Source organism: Aestuariimicrobium ganziense (assembly GCF_015352975.1).
Classification (GTDB): Bacteria; Actinomycetota; Actinomycetes; order Propionibacteriales; family Propionibacteriaceae; genus Aestuariimicrobium; species Aestuariimicrobium ganziense.
In genome coordinates, this window is the sequence record NZ_JACYIZ010000001.1 from 593,852 (window position 1) to 608,430 (window position 14,579).

Consider the following 14,579-nt stretch of genomic DNA (forward strand, 5'->3'; position numbering starts at 1 on the left):
CTCAGCTGACCGAGACCTCGGGTGAACCGACCTCGGAGCTCTCGGCGGCGAGCCGGTTGGCCTCGGCGATCAGGGTCTCGACGATCTCGCTCTCGGGCACGGTCTTGATCACCTCGCCCTTGACGAAGATCTGGCCCTTGCCGTTGCCCGAGGCGACACCGAGGTCGGCCTCTCGTGCCTCACCGGGACCGTTGACGACGCACCCCATCACCGCGACGCGCAGCGGCACGGTCATGCCCTCAAGCCCCTCGGTGACCTTCTCAGCGAGGGTGTAGACGTCGACCTGGGCGCGCCCGCACGAGGGGCACGAGACGATCTCGAGTTGGCGCTGGCGCAGGTTGAGCGACTCGAGGATCTTGAGCCCGACCTTGACCTCTTCGACCGGCGGCGCCGACAGCGACACCCGAATGGTGTCACCGATCCCGCGGCTGAGCAGCGCACCGAAGGCGACCGCCGACTTGATGGTGCCCTGGAACGCAGGCCCGGCCTCGGTGACGCCGAGGTGCAGCGGGTAGTCGCACTGCTCCGAGAGCATCTCGTAGGCGCGCACCATGACCACCGGGTCGTGGTGCTTGACCGAGATCTTGAAGTCGCCGAAGCCGACCTCCTCGAACAGGCTGGCCTCCCACAGCGCGGACTCGACCAGCGCCTCGGCGGTGGGAGCGCCGTACTTGTCGAGCAGGCGCTTGTCGAGCGAACCGGCGTTGACGCCGATCCGGATCGAGACTCCGGCGTCAGCGGCCGCCTTGGCGATGCCTGCGACCTGGTCGTCGAAGGCCCGGATGTTGCCCGGGTTGACCCGCACCGCCGCACAGCCGGCGTCGATCGCGGCGAACACGTAGCGGGGCTGGAAGTGGATGTCGGCGATCACCGGGATCTGCGACTTCTTGGCGATCGCCGGCAGGGCGTCCGCGTCGTCCTGGCTGGGCACGGCCACCCGGACGATGTCGCAGCCGGTCGCGGTCAGTTCGGCGATCTGCTGCAGGGTGGCGTTGATGTCGGTGGTCTTGGTGGTGGTCATCGACTGCACCGTGATCGGTGCACCTCCGCCGACGGCGACCTTGCCCACCTGGATCTGGCGGGTCTTGCGCCGGGGGGCCAGCGTGGGGGGCGGCATCGGGGGGAGCCCGAGGTTCACAGCGGTCATGGGCGCCAGCCTACAGCGCGTGCGCGCGTGGTCCGGCCTGCTGGGCGGCCGGCGAGGACGACCAGCAACGGCTCAGAACAGCTTCACCGGCGAGACGATGTCGGCCACGATCAGCACCAGTCCCGACAGGGCCAGGAAGGCTCCCACGGCATAGGCGACGGGCAGCATCATGGCGGTGTCGACGTGGCCCGGGTCGGGTCGTCCGCGCAGCCGGGCCAGGCGACGCTTGGCCGCCTCGTACAGCGCACCGGCGATGTGTCCGCCGTCCAACGGCATCAGCGGGACGAGGTTGAGCAGGGCGACGAACAGGTTGACCGCCCCCAGCAGCATGAACCAACTGGCGACCCGGTCACCAACGGGGATCTGGTCGGCGGCGGCGATCTCGCCGGCGGCACGACTGGCGCCCACGATCGAGATCGGGCCGTTGACGTCACGCGGCTGCCCGGTGACCAGGTCGACGGCGACGTTCCACACCTTGACCGGGAACCGCGACAGGGCACTCACCGACTGGGTGGTCATCGTCCACAGGTCGTCGGCGGTGGTGAGCGGTCCGCCGCGCTGCAGTTCGCGCCGCGGCGACACCCCGAGGAACCCTGCCTCGACCGTGCGTCCCGGGTCGAGCCGGTGCGGCAGGCCGGTGACCACGGTCGAGGTGCTCAGGCTGACCTGGGCCCCGTCGCGCAGCACCACGATGGTGGCCGGGCGGTCGAGGTTGGCCCTGATCAGGGTGGAGAGCTCATCCCAGTCGTCGATCTTCTCGCCGTTGAAGCTGACGATCTGGTCACCGACCCGGAAGCCGGCCTTGGCGGCGGGGGTGGCGGGGTCGTCCGCGGTGCACTTCTGGTCGGCGCGGTCGGCGGGGACGACGCACTCGCTGACCTGGTCGACCACCAGCGTCGAGCGGTACTGGCCGTGGAACATGTTGACGCCGAGCACGATCAGGAAGGCCAGCAGCAGGTTCATAGCCGGACCGCCGAACATGATGACCAGCTTCTGCCAGGTCTTCTTCTGGTGGAACAGCCGGCCGTTGTCGGCGGGGGTGATCTCCTCGTACTCGGCCTCGCGGGCGTAGTCGGCCAGCCGCTTGACCCGGTTCGACCGGCCCGGCGTGCCCCAGGCCGGTGGGTACATGCCGATCAGCTTGACGTAGCCGCCCAGCGGGATGGCCTTGAAGCCGTACTCGGTCTCGCCTCGCCGCCGCGACCACAGCGTGTTGCCGAATCCGACGAAGTATTGGGTGATCTTGACGTCGAACAGCTTGCCGGGCAGCAGGTGGCCGATCTCGTGCAGCGCGATCGAGGCCATGATCAGGGCGAAGAACCCGATCGCGGCCGCCAGGATGATCACCACGTCACTCATCGGCACAGCTCCTCGGCCCGGTCGCGGGCCCAACGGTCGGCGGCCAGCACCGCGTCGACACTCATCTGGTCGTCGCTCACGTGCCCGTGCGCGTCACCGGCTGCGGCCAGGTGCTCGTCCAGCACGGCGGTGACGGTGTCGACGATGGCCAGGAAGCCGATCCGTCCGGCGCAGAAGGCGTCGACACAGGCTTCGTTGGCGGCGTTGTAGACCGCTGGTGCGGTGCCACCGGCCTTGCCGGCCCGGCGGGCCAGCTCGACGGCGGGGAAGGCGACCGAGTCGAGCGGTTCGAAGGTCCAGGCAGCCGGGGTCGTCCAGTCGCAGGGGGCGGCGGCGTCTGGCAGGCGGTCGGGCCAGGTCAGCCCGAGCGCGATCGGCAACTTCATGTCCGGCGGCGATGCCTGGGCGATGGTCGACCCATCGTGGAACTCGACCATCGAGTGGACGATGGACTGCGGGTGCACGGTGACCACGATGTCGTCGAGGTCGACGTCGTAGAGCAGCCCGGCCTCGAGCAGTTCCAGGCCCTTGTTGACCAGCGTGGCGGAGTTGATGGTGATCACCCGCCCCATGTCCCAGGTCGGGTGGGCCATCGCCTGCTCAGGGGTCACCTCGCCGAGCTCGTCACGGGTCCGTCCGCGGAACGGCCCACCCGAGGCGGTGAGGACGAGCCGCCGCACCTCGTCGCGTCGTCCGGCCCGCAGGGCCTGGGCGAAGGCGGAGTGTTCGGAGTCGACCGCCACGATCTGGCCCTCAGCAGCAGCCTGGGTGACCAGGCGTCCACCGATCACCAGCGATTCCTTGTTGGCCAGCGCCAGCGTGGTGCCGTGCTCGAGCGCGGCCAGGGTGGGCAGCAGGCCGGCCGATCCGGTGATTCCGTTGAGGACGACGTCACAGTCCATGGCCGCGACCTTGGTGGCGGCATCAGGTCCGGCGATGATCTGCGGGAGCCTGGTCTCACCGGTGCTCCAGCCACGCTCCTTGGCGGCGGCGTACAGCGCCAACTGCAGGTCCTGGACGACGGTCGGACGGGCCACGGCCACGACCTGGGGCTGCAACTCGAGCGCCTGCGCGGCCAGCGTGGCGACGTCGGATCCGCCGGCTGCCAGGGCGACCACGCGGAACTGGTCCGGGCGTTCGCGTATGACCTCGATGGCCTGGGTGCCAATGGATCCGGTCGAGCCCAGGATCACCACGTCGCGCCGCGTCACGGCGTCCAGTGTGGCACGCGCACAGGACAACACCGAGACTGGCGGCTCCATGCGCGGACGATCGAGGCGATCAGCGCGGCTTGCGCGGGGTGACCCACAGGTCGATCGTCCCCTCGACCACCACCGTGCCGTCGGCTCGCACCGCACGCACGGTGACCGGGAGCGCGGGGTCGTCCCCGACCCAGGCGGCGGGTTCGGTGGTGGCGATGCAGGTGATGTCGCTGTCGGCCTTGGCCGGGTAGGTGACCTGCATGCCGCGGGGGATCCAGCGCTTGTCGGCCGGCACCGTGACCTCAGCCAAGCAGCCCATGGCCGCCTCGAGTCCGTTGCAGATCGCGATCACGTGCACGGTGCCGATGTGGTTGTGCACGCGTCGGCGCTTGCCGATGACCAGTTCGACGTGGTTGGGCTCGACCCGGGTGAAATGCGGGCGAACGGTCGAGAAGTAGGGCGCCATCCGGGCGAAGACGATGTCGAAGATCCGCTCCCCCACCACGGGCAGCCGCAGCATGCGGCGACGCAGGGCCAGCACCTTGGGCTCGCGACTGTGCGGTGAGGGGGTGGTCGACATGCCGCGAAGCCTAGTGGCTTGCCCCGACCTGCCGCGCCGGACGAGGGCGTGCGCTTGACTGGAACCATGTCTGACGCGATCTCTCGTTTCCTGCAGGCCCAGCGCGAGGCTGGGGTCGAGTTCCACTCGCTGACGGTGGTGCGTGAAGGTGAGCCGCTGGTCGCCCTGGCCGCCGAACCATGGGGGCTTGAGCAGCAGTCGCTGATCTACTCGATGAGCAAGACCTTCACCTCGGCGGCCTTCGGCATCGCCTGGGACGAGGGCAAGCTCTCGCCCGACGACCTGCTGGTCGACCTGTTCAGCGACCTGGTGGACGACCGCGTCGGCCCCAAGGCACGCACCATCCGGCTGCGCGACTGCCTGGCCATGGCCTCAGGTCACACCACCGACACGATCACCCTGTTCCAGGGCCGCTGGGACGTCGGACCCGAGGGGTTGGGCGACTTCCTGCGCTGGGAGCCCGAGGGTGAGGTCGGGGTGACCTTCTGCTACAACCAGCTGTGCACCTATGCGGTGTCGGTGGCCATCTCGAAGGCGATGGGCAAGACCGTGCACGAGCTGATCCGCGAGCGGGTGCTCGACCCGATGGGCGCGGGCCCGACCTACTGGAGCACCGACAGCGCCGGCAACTCCGCCGGCTACTCGGGCATGCACATCGCCCCGCGCGACCTTGCCAAGTTCATCGGCCTGCTCACCAATGACGGGGTGTACCAGGGTGAGCGGCTGCTGCCGCAGCGCTGGATCGAGGAGTACCCGATCCGCAAGGTCGCCACCACCGACGACCCAGGCGCCCCGGAGTGGACCAACGGCTACGGCTGGCAGGTCTGGCGCAACCGCGAGGGCCATCGCGCCGATGGTGCCTGCGGCCAGTACGGGCTGATGTGGCCCGAGGAGAAGCTCGCGGTGGTGATCACCAGTTCGACCGACTCGATGCAGGAGACCATCGACCAGGTCTTCGACATCCTGCTGCCCGAGATCGACCAGTTGCAGGTGCCGGACGAGCCGGTGGTCGTCCCACCAGCGCTCGGCGCGATCGCCGAACCGGGTCAGGTCTGGGAGGGCACCGACGAGCGGGGTGGACGGCTGAGCCTGACCGCTGTCGAGAACGGCTGGGAGCTGCTGTGGGACGACGCGGACGGCGGCCAGCACCGACTGGGAGTTGGCCACGGCCACTGGGTCGAGGGCTCGATGACGTGGAGCCACGAACAGTACGGTGAGCGCATCGCGAAGGTGGCCTGCTCGGCGGCGGTGCAGGACGACGACGCCATCGAAGTGCGGATCGCCTGCATCCAGACCCCGCACACCGCGATGCTGAGGCTCACCGACCAGGCCCGCATGACGTGGACGACCCAGCCGTTGGGGCGCGACACCATCGCTGCGATCTCGTTGCCGGCCGGCTGGGACGAGTGACCATGCCGCACCTCGTCGAGCTGCACTCCCTGGAGGAGTTCGACCGGTGGCTGACGCATCGTCCGCCCAGGTCGTTGACCCGGGTGGCGTTGCAGGGCATCGACCTCAGTGAGCGCACCGAGGCGCTGGCGGGGGTGGCGGTCACCCGCACGGTCTTCCTGGGCTGTGCCCTGACCGAGCAGGCCGAGGCCGATGTTCGTGCCCGGGGTGCTCTGGTCTTCCCCACGCTGCCCGACCTGCCGTTCAACCCGTATCGCAGCACGCTCTACGACGCCGAGGAACTCTATGCCGGGCTCGAGCACCGCTACGAGGACACGCTCGACGCGATGACCTATGCCTGGCAGCGTCGTCCCGGGGCGGCGTCGCTGGAACACACCCTGGCGATGACCCTGCACGACCATGCCATCAGCGACGCCCTCGACGAGTTGGCAGGCCCGCTCGGCCCGCAGAACACGCTGGGCATCATGGGTGGCCACGCGGCGGCCCGCGGTTCGGAGTCGTACCGGGCCGCGGCCCACCTGGCGGCCCGGCTGACCGCGGCCGGGGCGACGGTGCTCACCGGTGGTGGTCCGGGTGCGATGGAGGCCGCGAACCTGGGCGCGGCGTTGGCTCGTCCGGGTCACGACGTCGACACCGCAGTGATTGACGCGGCCGTCGACGAACTGGCCACGGTGCCGAGCTTCCGGCCGCGCGCCGAGGGTGGCCAGGGGATCACCGCTTGGGCTCGCAAGGCGCTTGAGGTCAAGCACCGCTACGACGGTGAGGGCACCAGCGTCGGGGTGCCGACCTGGTTCTACGGTCACGAGCCCCCGAACGCGTTCGCCAGCCACATCGCCAAGTACTTCTCCAACGCGCTGCGCGAGGACACCCTGCTGCAACGCTGCCGCGCCGGGATCATCTACCTGCCGGGGGCAGCAGGAACCGTGCAGGAGATCTTCCAGGCCGCCACCGGCAACTACTACGCGGCAGCCGACGTGGTGCCTGCGCCGATGGTGCTGGTTGGCGTCGAGCACTGGACGAGGACGCTGCCGGCCTGGCCACTGGTGCAGGGCCTGGCGCGCGGAAGGAGCATGGAGGCCCACGTCCACCTCGTGGACGACATCGAGCAGGCCGCTCAGGTGCTGGTGAACCGCCCTGCTCAGTGAAACGGTGGACGAGCCCGCCCGGGCGCCCGCTGCTGGCGCAGGTCTGGTCGCTGCCGGCCGGGGTCAGTCCTCGTCAGTGGCGGCCAACTGGCCGCAGGCGCCGTCGATCTCCTTGCCACGGGTGTCACGCAGGGTGGTCGGCACCCCCGCAGCGTTCAGGCGTCGGACGAACTCGTCCTGCACGGCCTTGTCAGAGGCGGTCCAGATCGACCCGGGGGTGGGGTTGAGCGGGATCGGGTTGACGTGCACCCAGCCTCGTCCACGGGCGTTCAGCTTGCGTGCCAGCAGGTCGGCGCGCCAGGCGTGGTCGTTCATGTCCTTGATGAGGGCGTACTCGATCGAGACCCGACGACCGGTGGTGTCGAAGTAGCCGCGGGCAGCATCGAGTGCCTCGTCGACCTTCCAGCGCGAGTTCACCGGGATCAGCTCGTCGCGCAGTTCGTCGTCGGGGGCGTGCAACGACAGGGCGAAGGTGACCGGCAGGTCTTCGGCCGCCAGCTTGGTGATGGCCGGCACCAGCCCGACGGTCGAGACCGTGATCCCGCGGGCACTCATGCCCAGCCCGTCGGGAGGGGCGGCGATCATCGTCCTCACGGCATGGACCACCCGCTTGTAGTTGGCCAAAGGCTCACCCATGCCCATGAACACGATGTTCGACACCCGATCGGCGGAGTGGTCGTCGCGGCGCTTGCCGCCGAGCTCACCCCGGGCCACCACCTGGTTGGCCCGGACGACCTGGTCGACGATCTCGGCGCTCGACAGGTTGCGGGTCAGCCCGGCCTGCCCGGTGGCGCAGAACGGGCAGTTCATGCCGCAGCCGGCCTGGGAGCTGATGCACAGGGTGACCCGGCCGACGTAGCGCATCAGCACCGATTCGACCAGGGCGCCGTCGTGCAGCCGCCACAGGAACTTGATGGTGTCGCCCCGGTCGGTCTCGAGGCGGCGCACCTCGGTGAGCAGCGGCGGCAACAGGGCGCTGACCCACTCGTGGGAGTTGGCCGGCAGGTCGGTCATCGACGCCGGGTCGGACGAGTGGTGGGTGAAGTAGTGTGTGCTGAGCTGCTTGGCGCGGAACCGCGGCAGGCCCAGGTCGACGACCCGCTGCACACGCTGGTCAGGGTCGAGGTCGGCCCAGTGCTCCGGCGGCATGCCGCGGGTCGGGCTGGCGAACTGCAGCAGTGGACGCCCTTCGGCGTCGACCTGTTGCTGCCAGCCCTCGGTACGGGGACGAACCTGGCGTCGGTCGGTCACGTCAGCCTCCCGGCACGAACAGGTACATCACGAACCAGGCGACAGGGGCGGCGACCAGCAGCGAGTCGAGCCGGTCCATGATGCCGCCGTGGCCGGGCAGGAAGGAGGACATGTCCTTGATGCCGACGTCGCGCTTGATCAGGCTCTCGATCAGGTCACCGGCGGTGCCGAACGCGACCATCGCCGCACCGAGCACCAGCCCGACCCAGAACGAGACCTGCAGCAGCCAACTGGACAGGATCGCGCCAACGGCCATGCCGCCGACCACCGAGCCGATGAAACCCTCCCAGGTCTTCTTCGGGCTGATCCTGGGCGCCAGCGGGGTTCGTCCGAACAACACTCCGACCGCGTAACCGAACACGTCGGAGGCGATCACGCACACCAGGAACGCGATGATCCGCTGCGGGCCGCGCTCACCGGCCAGCATCAGCGACACCGACGAGCCCAGCAGCGGGATGTAGCCGACGATGAACACGCTGGCCGCGGCGTCCTTGACGAAGTTCTCCGGGCCCTTGAAGATCCGCCACACCAGCGTGGCCAGCACGGTCAGGCTGAGTGCTGCCAGCAGCAGGGTGTTGGAGCTCACTCCCCGTTCGGGGTGCTGTCCGGCGTAGTAGGAGCCGACCACGATCGTCCAGGTGCCGAGCACGATCGGGACGATGGCGGCATCCATGCCGACCCGCGACAGCGCCCTGGCGACCTCGACCGCACCGAGAGACAGGGCGGTGGCGACCAGCAGCACGAAGCCCCAGTGCCACCAGCCCAGCGTGGCGACGACCGCGCCGAACAGCAGCACGCCGACGATGATCGCTGCTGGCAGGTTGCGGCCGGCCCGCCCGCCCGGCTTGGGCGTGGCGGCGGTCGCTGTCGGCGCGATCGGTTCCTGACTCATCTACGGTGCCGGCTGCTCAGACCTCGAGCAGTTCGGCTTCCTTGTTCTTCAGCACGTCGTCGATCTGGTCGACGTACTTCTTGGTGACCGCGTCAAGGTGCTTCTCGGCGCGGGTCGCCTCGTCCTCGCCGATCTCCTTGTCCTTCTCGAGCTTCTTGATCTGGTCGATGGCGTGACGGCGCACGTTGCGCACCGCGACCCGGCCCTCCTCGGCCTTGTGGCGGGCCATCTTGATGTACTCCTTGCGGCGGTCCTCGGTCAGCGCCGGCATGATGCAGCGGATCACGTTGCCGTCGTTGGACGGGTTGACGCCCAGGTCGGAGTCGCGGATCGCCCGCTCGATCGCGTTCATCGCCGAACGGTCGAAGGGCTGGATCAGGATGGTGCGGGCCTCAGGGGTGCTGAAGGTGGCCAGCTGCTGCAGCGGCGTGGGTGCGCCGTAGTAGTCGGCCATCAGCTTGTTGAACATGGCCGGGTGGGCGCGTCCGGTCCGGATGCTCGCCAGGTCCTCCCCGGTGAACTCCACCGCACCCTTCATCTTCTTCTCGGTCTCGGCATTGATCTCGTTGATCATGGTCGCTTCCTTGTCGGTCTGGGGTTCTGGTTCTGGGGGTTCTGGTTCTGGGGGTTCTGGTTCTGGGGGTTCTGGTTCTGGGGGCCTGGTCTGGTGGGGTCAGGCGTGCACGCGGGTGCCGAGCTTCTCGCCGCTGGCGGCGCGGACGATGTTGCCGGGCACGTCGAGGTTGAAGAACAGCACGGGCAGGTTGTTGTCGCGGGCCAGGCTGATCGCCGCAGCATCGGCGATGCGCAGGTTGCGTGAGATGAACTCGTCGTAGGTCAACTCGTCGAACATCACCGCGTCGGCGTGCTTGTTGGGGTCGCGGTCGAAGACGCCGTCGGCGCCCTGCTTGGCGACCAGCAGCACCTCGGCGCCGATCTCGAGCGCGCGCTGGGCGGCCACGGTGTCGGTGGTGAAGTACGGCATGCCGGCGCCGGCACCGAAGATGACGACGCGCCCCTTCTCGAGGTGGCGCTCGGCGCGGCGGGGAATGTAGGGCTCGGCGACCTGACCCATGGTGATGGCGGTCTGCACCCGGGTGGCGACGCCGGCCTTCTCGAGGAAGTCCTGCAGGGCGAGGCAGTTCATGACGGTGCCCAGCATGCCCATGTAGTCGGCGCGGTCGCGGTCGATGCCCTGCTGCTGCAGTTCGGCTCCACGGAAGAAGTTGCCGCCACCGACCACGACGGCGACCTGGACGCCGCTGGTCGCGACCTCGGCGACCTGCTCGGCGATCGAACGGATCACGTTCGGGTCGACGCCGACCTTGCCGCCGCCGAACACCTCACCGGAGAGCTTCAGCAGGACACGCTTGTACGGACTGGCCAACGAAGTCTCCTCGGGTCGCCATCAGTGCTGACATGCAACATGCGCCGGGGATCACTCCCCGGCGCATGCCACTCTACTGTGCCTTGCTGTTGCCTTGCTCGTGAGCGCGATCAGGCTCCGGCGGACAGGCGGGCGAAGCGGGTGATGGTGACGCCACCCTCCTCGAGCAGCTTGCCCACGGACTTCTTGTCGTCCGAGACGGCAGGCTGGTCGACCAGCACGACGTCCTTGAAGAAGCCACCCACACGTCCCTCGACGATCTTGGGCAGGGCGCCCTCGGGCTTGCCCTCCTCGCGGGCGGTGGCCTCGGCGATCCGGCGCTCGTTGTCGACCAGGTCGGCCGGCACGTCGTCGCGGGTCACGTACTGCGGGCTCATCGCGGCGATCTGCAGCGCGACCGCGTGGACGAGCTCGGCGTTGTCGCCGGTGTACTCCACCAGCACGCCGACCTGCGGGGGCAGGTCCTGCGAGCGGCGATGCAGGTAGGTGTGCACGTTGCCGTCGTAGTAGGTCGCGGCAGCCAGCTCGAGCTTCTCGCCGATCTTGGCGGCCAGCGCCTGGATGGTCTCGTCGACGGTCTGGCCCGAGGCGAGGGTGACCGCACCAGCGGCCTCCTTGCCGTCGACCTTGGCCTCGTTGACCGCGGTGGCGATCTCCTGGGCGAGGGCGACGAACTCGTCGTTCTTGGCGACGAAGTCGGTCTCGGCGCCCAGCTGGACGATCGCGTTGCCGGCAGCGGCGACCAGGCCGTTGCTGGCCTCGCGGTCGCTGCGCTTGGCGGCCTTGGACAGGCCGGTCACGCGGAGCACCTCGATCGCCTTGTCGAAATCGCCGTCGGCCTCAGTGAGGGCCTTCTTGGCGTCCATCATCCCGGCGCCGGTGGCGTCCCGGAGCTTCTTGACGTCAGCAGCGGTGATTGCCATGGGGGAATCCAATCTCTCGTTCGTGGATCAGGGTCACTTGGACTCGTCGGCGGCCGGGGCCTCGACGGTCTCGCCGGCCTCGGCAGCCTCAGCGGCGGGGGCCTCGGTGGCCTCGGCGGCAGGAGCCTCGGCAGCGGGGGTCTCGGTGGCCTCGGCAGCCGGGGCCTCAGCCTCGACCTCGTCAGCAGCAGGCGCCTCAGCAGCAGCCTCGGCCGGGGCAGCCTCCTGGGCGGGGGCCTCGGCGGCGGAGGCAGCGTCCTGACCGGCCAGCAGCTCGCGCTCCCAGTCGGGCATGGGCTCGGCCTCTTCGCCCTCGGCGCCACGGCCCGAGCGAGCCATCAGGCCGTCGGCGGCGGCGTCGGCGATGATCCGGGTGAGCAGGGCCACCGAGCGGATCGCGTCGTCGTTGCCGGGGATCGGGAAGTCGACCTCGTCCGGGTCACAGTTGGTGTCGAGGATGCCAATCACCGGGATCCGCAGCTTGCGCGCCTCGTCGACGGCCAGGTGCTCCTTCTTGGTGTCGACGATCCACACCGCCTGGGGCACGCGCGACATGTCGCGGATACCGCCCAGGGTGCGGTCGAGCTTCTCGAGCTCACGCTTGAGGCCGAGGTTCTCCTTCTTGGTCAGGCCGCCGGAGGCCACGGTGTCGAGGTCCATGGCCTCGAGCTCCTTGAGGCGCTGCACGCGCTTGATGACGGTCTGGAAGTTGGTGAGCATGCCACCGAGCCAACGCTGGTTGACGTACGGCATGCCGACGCGGGTGGCCTGCTCGGAGATGGCCTCCTGGGCCTGCTTCTTGGTGCCGACGAACAGCACCTGGCCGCCGCGCGAGACAGTCTCGCGGACGAAGGCGTAGGCCTTGTCGATGTAGCTCAGCGACTGCTGCAGGTCGATGATGTAGATGCCGTTGCGCTCGGTGAAGATGAACCGCTTCATCTTGGGGTTCCAACGACGGGTCTGGTGCCCGAAGTGGACGCCGCTCTCGAGCAACTGGCGGGTGGTGACGACGGCCATGGCCGGTCCTTTCGTGGTGGGCGTGGCACGGCCACGCCCCAGTCGGTTGCGTCGCGCCGAGGGCCCCGGCGCTGCCTCGTGCAGCAGCCTCACCGACCTCGGAAATCGCTTCCTCGGACCGCGGTGGGACTCATGCCTGCACTGTGTTAGTCGACGGTCGAGCCTGGGGCCCTTCCATCGCCGCAGGCGAGTCTAGTTCGCCGCGCCGGGGTGGCGCCAATCGGCGACTGTCCACAGGTGCGGGGCGGCTCGCAGTGTTGTCCACAGGCCCACAACCGCCTGACGCACGCCAGTGCCGCTCGTCCCAGAGTGTCGGCGTGAGGAGTCCGTTGTCCAGATGGTTGGTCGTGGTGACCATCGTGCTCGCTGCGCAGCTGGGAGTGCCGCCCCCGGCCAGGGCGCAGGGGCTGACGCTGGAGCGTCCCGTCCCGGGAGCGGTGCTGCGGCCGTTCGACCCGCCGGACAAGGCGTGGGGAGCCGGCCATCGCGGGGTCGACCTCGACGCGTCACCGGGAGCGGTGGTGCGCGCTGCCGCCGCCGGCCGGGTGAGCCACGTCGGCACCATCGCCGGCACCGCGACGATCACCATCACCCACGACGAGCAGACCCGGCTGCGCACCACCTACCAGCCGGTGGTGGCGAGCGTCAGCCCCGACGACTGGGTCGAGTCGGGGCAGGTGATCGGACGCCTCGTCGGCCGCGAGCCCCATCCCGGGTTGCACTGGGGCCTGGTCAGGGGCGAGGAGTACCTCGACCCGTTGACGTGGCTGCTCGTCCCCGAGGTTCGCCTGCTGCCGGACGGCGCCCTTCCGTCGCCACCCCCGACGCTCGAGGTGTCGGTCAGCCCCGGCCTACCGTGGTCGTCGGCCACGGCGCGAGCCGCCGAGGGACCGATCACTTCGCCGTTCGGGATGCGTCGCCACCCGTTGCTGGGCACGTGGCGGCTGCACGACGGTGTCGACATCGGTGCAGCCTGTGGCAGCCCGGCGAGGACGATCGCACCGGGACGGGTGGTGCTGGTGGAGCGGCACGTGGCCTACGGCATCCGCGTCGTTGTCGAGCATGCCGGAGGGCTGCGCACCGGATACACCCACCTGGCCAGGGCCACGGTCGCACCCGGACAGGTTCTGGCGGCTGGGCAGCGAGTCGGTGACGTCGGATCGACGGGATGGTCGACCGGCTGCCACCTGCACTTCATGGCTTGGCAGGACGGGCGGATCGTCGACCCGACACGGTGGGTGTGACCATGATCGGCCGTTCGCGGCCGCGTGCCCGCGACGGTCTCAGGCGCGAGGGTGGGCCTGCCGGAAGGCCGCCCGGAGCCGGTCGCTGGTCACGTGCGTGTAGATCTGCGTGGTCGCCAAGGACGAGTGCCCGAGCATCTCCTGCACGCTACGCAGGTCGGCGCCGCCCTCGAGCAGGTGGGTCGCCATCGCGTGCCGCAGCCCGTGCGGCCCCAGGTCAGGCGCCTCGGGCACCGCCTCAAGGCTCGCGTGGACGACGCGGCGCACCACCCGCGGGTCGATCCGACCACCCCGGGCTCCGAGGAACAGGGCCGGGCCCGAGTCGGATGTGACCCACTGGTGGCGCACCTGCACCCAGGCGTCCAATGCGGCGCGCGCCGGCCTGCCCAAGGGGACGACCCGCTCCCTGTTGCCCTTGCCGAGCACCCGCACGGTGCCGCGCTCGTGGTCGAGGTCGTCCACGTCGAGGCCGCAGAGCTCCGAGACTCGGATGCCGGTGGCGTAGAGCAGTTCGAGCAGGGCGACATCGCGCCGCCCGCCGGGTCCCTCGTCCTCAGCAGCTCTGGCACTGGCGGCCGCGTAGACCTGCTGGAGGTCGGCCTGGGTGAGCTCGGGCGGTAGCCGGCGTCCAACCTTGGGCGACTTCAGGCTGGCTGCCGGGTCGCGGTCAACCACGCCCTGGGCGTGTGCCCAGCGGAAGAACACCCGGACCGCACCGCTGCGTCGCTGCAGGGTGGCGGGAGCTGCGCCACCCGCGTGTTGGGCCGCCAGCCAGCCTCGAAGGTCTCGCAGGGTCACTCCCCCAGGTCCGTTGACACCTGCCTCGGACAGGTGCGTGGCCAGGCTGACCAGGTCGGACCGGTACGCGGTACGGGTGTGCTCCGAGCGGCGCAGGTCGAGGCGCAGGTGGTCGTCGAAGCGATGCAGCGCGGTGCGCCACCGTTCGTCCAACTCCTCCATGAGGTCCTCCTGCGGCCGCCGCTCACGACCGACCCTGCTGCCACTCTAGGTGCCGTCGCTGG

At 69.6% G+C, this 14,579-nt stretch carries 14 protein-coding genes; 3 read left to right on the forward strand and 11 right to left on the reverse strand.

Annotation, left to right across the window (positions count from 1 at the left end; translation table 11 throughout):
• Position 1: 1 nt before the first annotated feature.
• From ispG to IE660_RS02950, 4 genes are all read right to left on the reverse strand, one after another.
• Positions 2-1,147: a flavodoxin-dependent (E)-4-hydroxy-3-methylbut-2-enyl-diphosphate synthase gene (ispG, locus tag IE660_RS02935; RefSeq protein ID WP_203566792.1), complete on the reverse strand. Its 1,146-nt coding sequence runs from the start codon at positions 1,145-1,147 to the stop codon at positions 2-4.
• Positions 1,148-1,219: 72 nt separating this feature from the next.
• Positions 1,220-2,506 carry a M50 family metallopeptidase gene (locus IE660_RS02940; RefSeq protein ID WP_203566793.1) on the reverse strand — a complete coding sequence of 429 codons (1,287 nt, stop codon included), beginning with the start codon at positions 2,504-2,506 and terminating at the stop codon, positions 1,220-1,222.
• On the reverse strand, positions 2,503-3,717 hold the full coding sequence (gene dxr / locus IE660_RS02945; protein WP_328701813.1) for a 1-deoxy-D-xylulose-5-phosphate reductoisomerase: 1,215 nt from the start codon (positions 3,715-3,717) through the stop codon (positions 2,503-2,505). Before dxr ends, IE660_RS02940 begins: the two co-directional genes overlap by 4 nt.
• Positions 3,718-3,787: 70 nt before the next feature.
• Positions 3,788-4,288, reverse strand: a complete 501-nt coding sequence (locus IE660_RS02950; protein WP_203566795.1) for a hotdog fold domain-containing protein — start codon at positions 4,286-4,288, stop codon at positions 3,788-3,790.
• Between the two features lie 66 nt (positions 4,289-4,354).
• Here IE660_RS02950 and IE660_RS02955 point away from each other — a divergent pair, with 66 nt between their 5' ends.
• A complete protein-coding gene (locus IE660_RS02955; RefSeq protein ID WP_203566796.1) occupies positions 4,355-5,698 on the forward strand; it encodes a serine hydrolase domain-containing protein in 1,344 nt (447 codons plus the stop codon).
• A gap of 2 nt (positions 5,699-5,700) precedes the next feature.
• On the forward strand, positions 5,701-6,843 hold the full coding sequence (locus IE660_RS02960; RefSeq protein WP_235996720.1) for an LOG family protein: 1,143 nt from the start codon (positions 5,701-5,703) through the stop codon (positions 6,841-6,843).
• Between the two features lie 63 nt (positions 6,844-6,906).
• Here IE660_RS02960 and rlmN read toward each other — a convergent pair whose 3' ends face one another.
• The 6 genes from rlmN to rpsB all read right to left on the reverse strand — a co-directional run bounded on the left by rlmN (position 6,907) and on the right by rpsB (position 12,313).
• Entirely contained in the window at positions 6,907-7,992 is a 1,086-nt protein-coding gene (rlmN, locus tag IE660_RS02965) for a 23S rRNA (adenine(2503)-C(2))-methyltransferase RlmN (RefSeq protein ID WP_235996965.1), read from the reverse strand.
• 103 nt (positions 7,993-8,095) lie between these two features.
• Positions 8,096-8,986: a phosphatidate cytidylyltransferase gene (locus tag IE660_RS02970; RefSeq protein ID WP_203566798.1), complete on the reverse strand. Its 891-nt coding sequence runs from the start codon at positions 8,984-8,986 to the stop codon at positions 8,096-8,098.
• 16 nt (positions 8,987-9,002) lie between these two features.
• Positions 9,003-9,560, reverse strand: coding sequence for a ribosome recycling factor (frr, locus tag IE660_RS02975; RefSeq protein WP_207730865.1), 558 nt, complete (start codon positions 9,558-9,560; stop codon positions 9,003-9,005).
• A 99-nt stretch (positions 9,561-9,659) separates the two neighbouring features.
• Complete coding sequence (pyrH, locus tag IE660_RS02980; protein ID WP_203566799.1) at positions 9,660-10,373, reverse strand: UMP kinase; 714 nt, start codon at positions 10,371-10,373, stop codon at positions 9,660-9,662.
• 110 nt (positions 10,374-10,483) lie between these two features.
• Positions 10,484-11,296 (reverse strand): translation elongation factor Ts, encoded by an 813-nt coding sequence (gene tsf / locus IE660_RS02985; RefSeq protein ID WP_203566800.1) that lies wholly within the window; start codon positions 11,294-11,296, stop codon positions 10,484-10,486.
• A 33-nt stretch (positions 11,297-11,329) separates the two neighbouring features.
• Positions 11,330-12,313 (reverse strand): 30S ribosomal protein S2, encoded by a 984-nt coding sequence (gene rpsB, locus IE660_RS02990; protein ID WP_203566801.1) that lies wholly within the window; start codon positions 12,311-12,313, stop codon positions 11,330-11,332.
• A 317-nt stretch (positions 12,314-12,630) separates the two neighbouring features.
• On the opposite strand from rpsB, the gene IE660_RS02995 reads away from it, so the two are divergent.
• Complete coding sequence (locus tag IE660_RS02995) at positions 12,631-13,557, forward strand: M23 family metallopeptidase (protein ID WP_203566802.1); 927 nt, start codon at positions 12,631-12,633, stop codon at positions 13,555-13,557.
• A 39-nt stretch (positions 13,558-13,596) separates the two neighbouring features.
• Here the strand turns inward: IE660_RS02995 and IE660_RS03000 are convergent, their stop codons facing one another.
• Positions 13,597-14,517: a tyrosine recombinase XerC gene (locus tag IE660_RS03000; protein ID WP_203566803.1), complete on the reverse strand. Its 921-nt coding sequence runs from the start codon at positions 14,515-14,517 to the stop codon at positions 13,597-13,599.
• Positions 14,518-14,579: the final 62 nt, after the last annotated feature.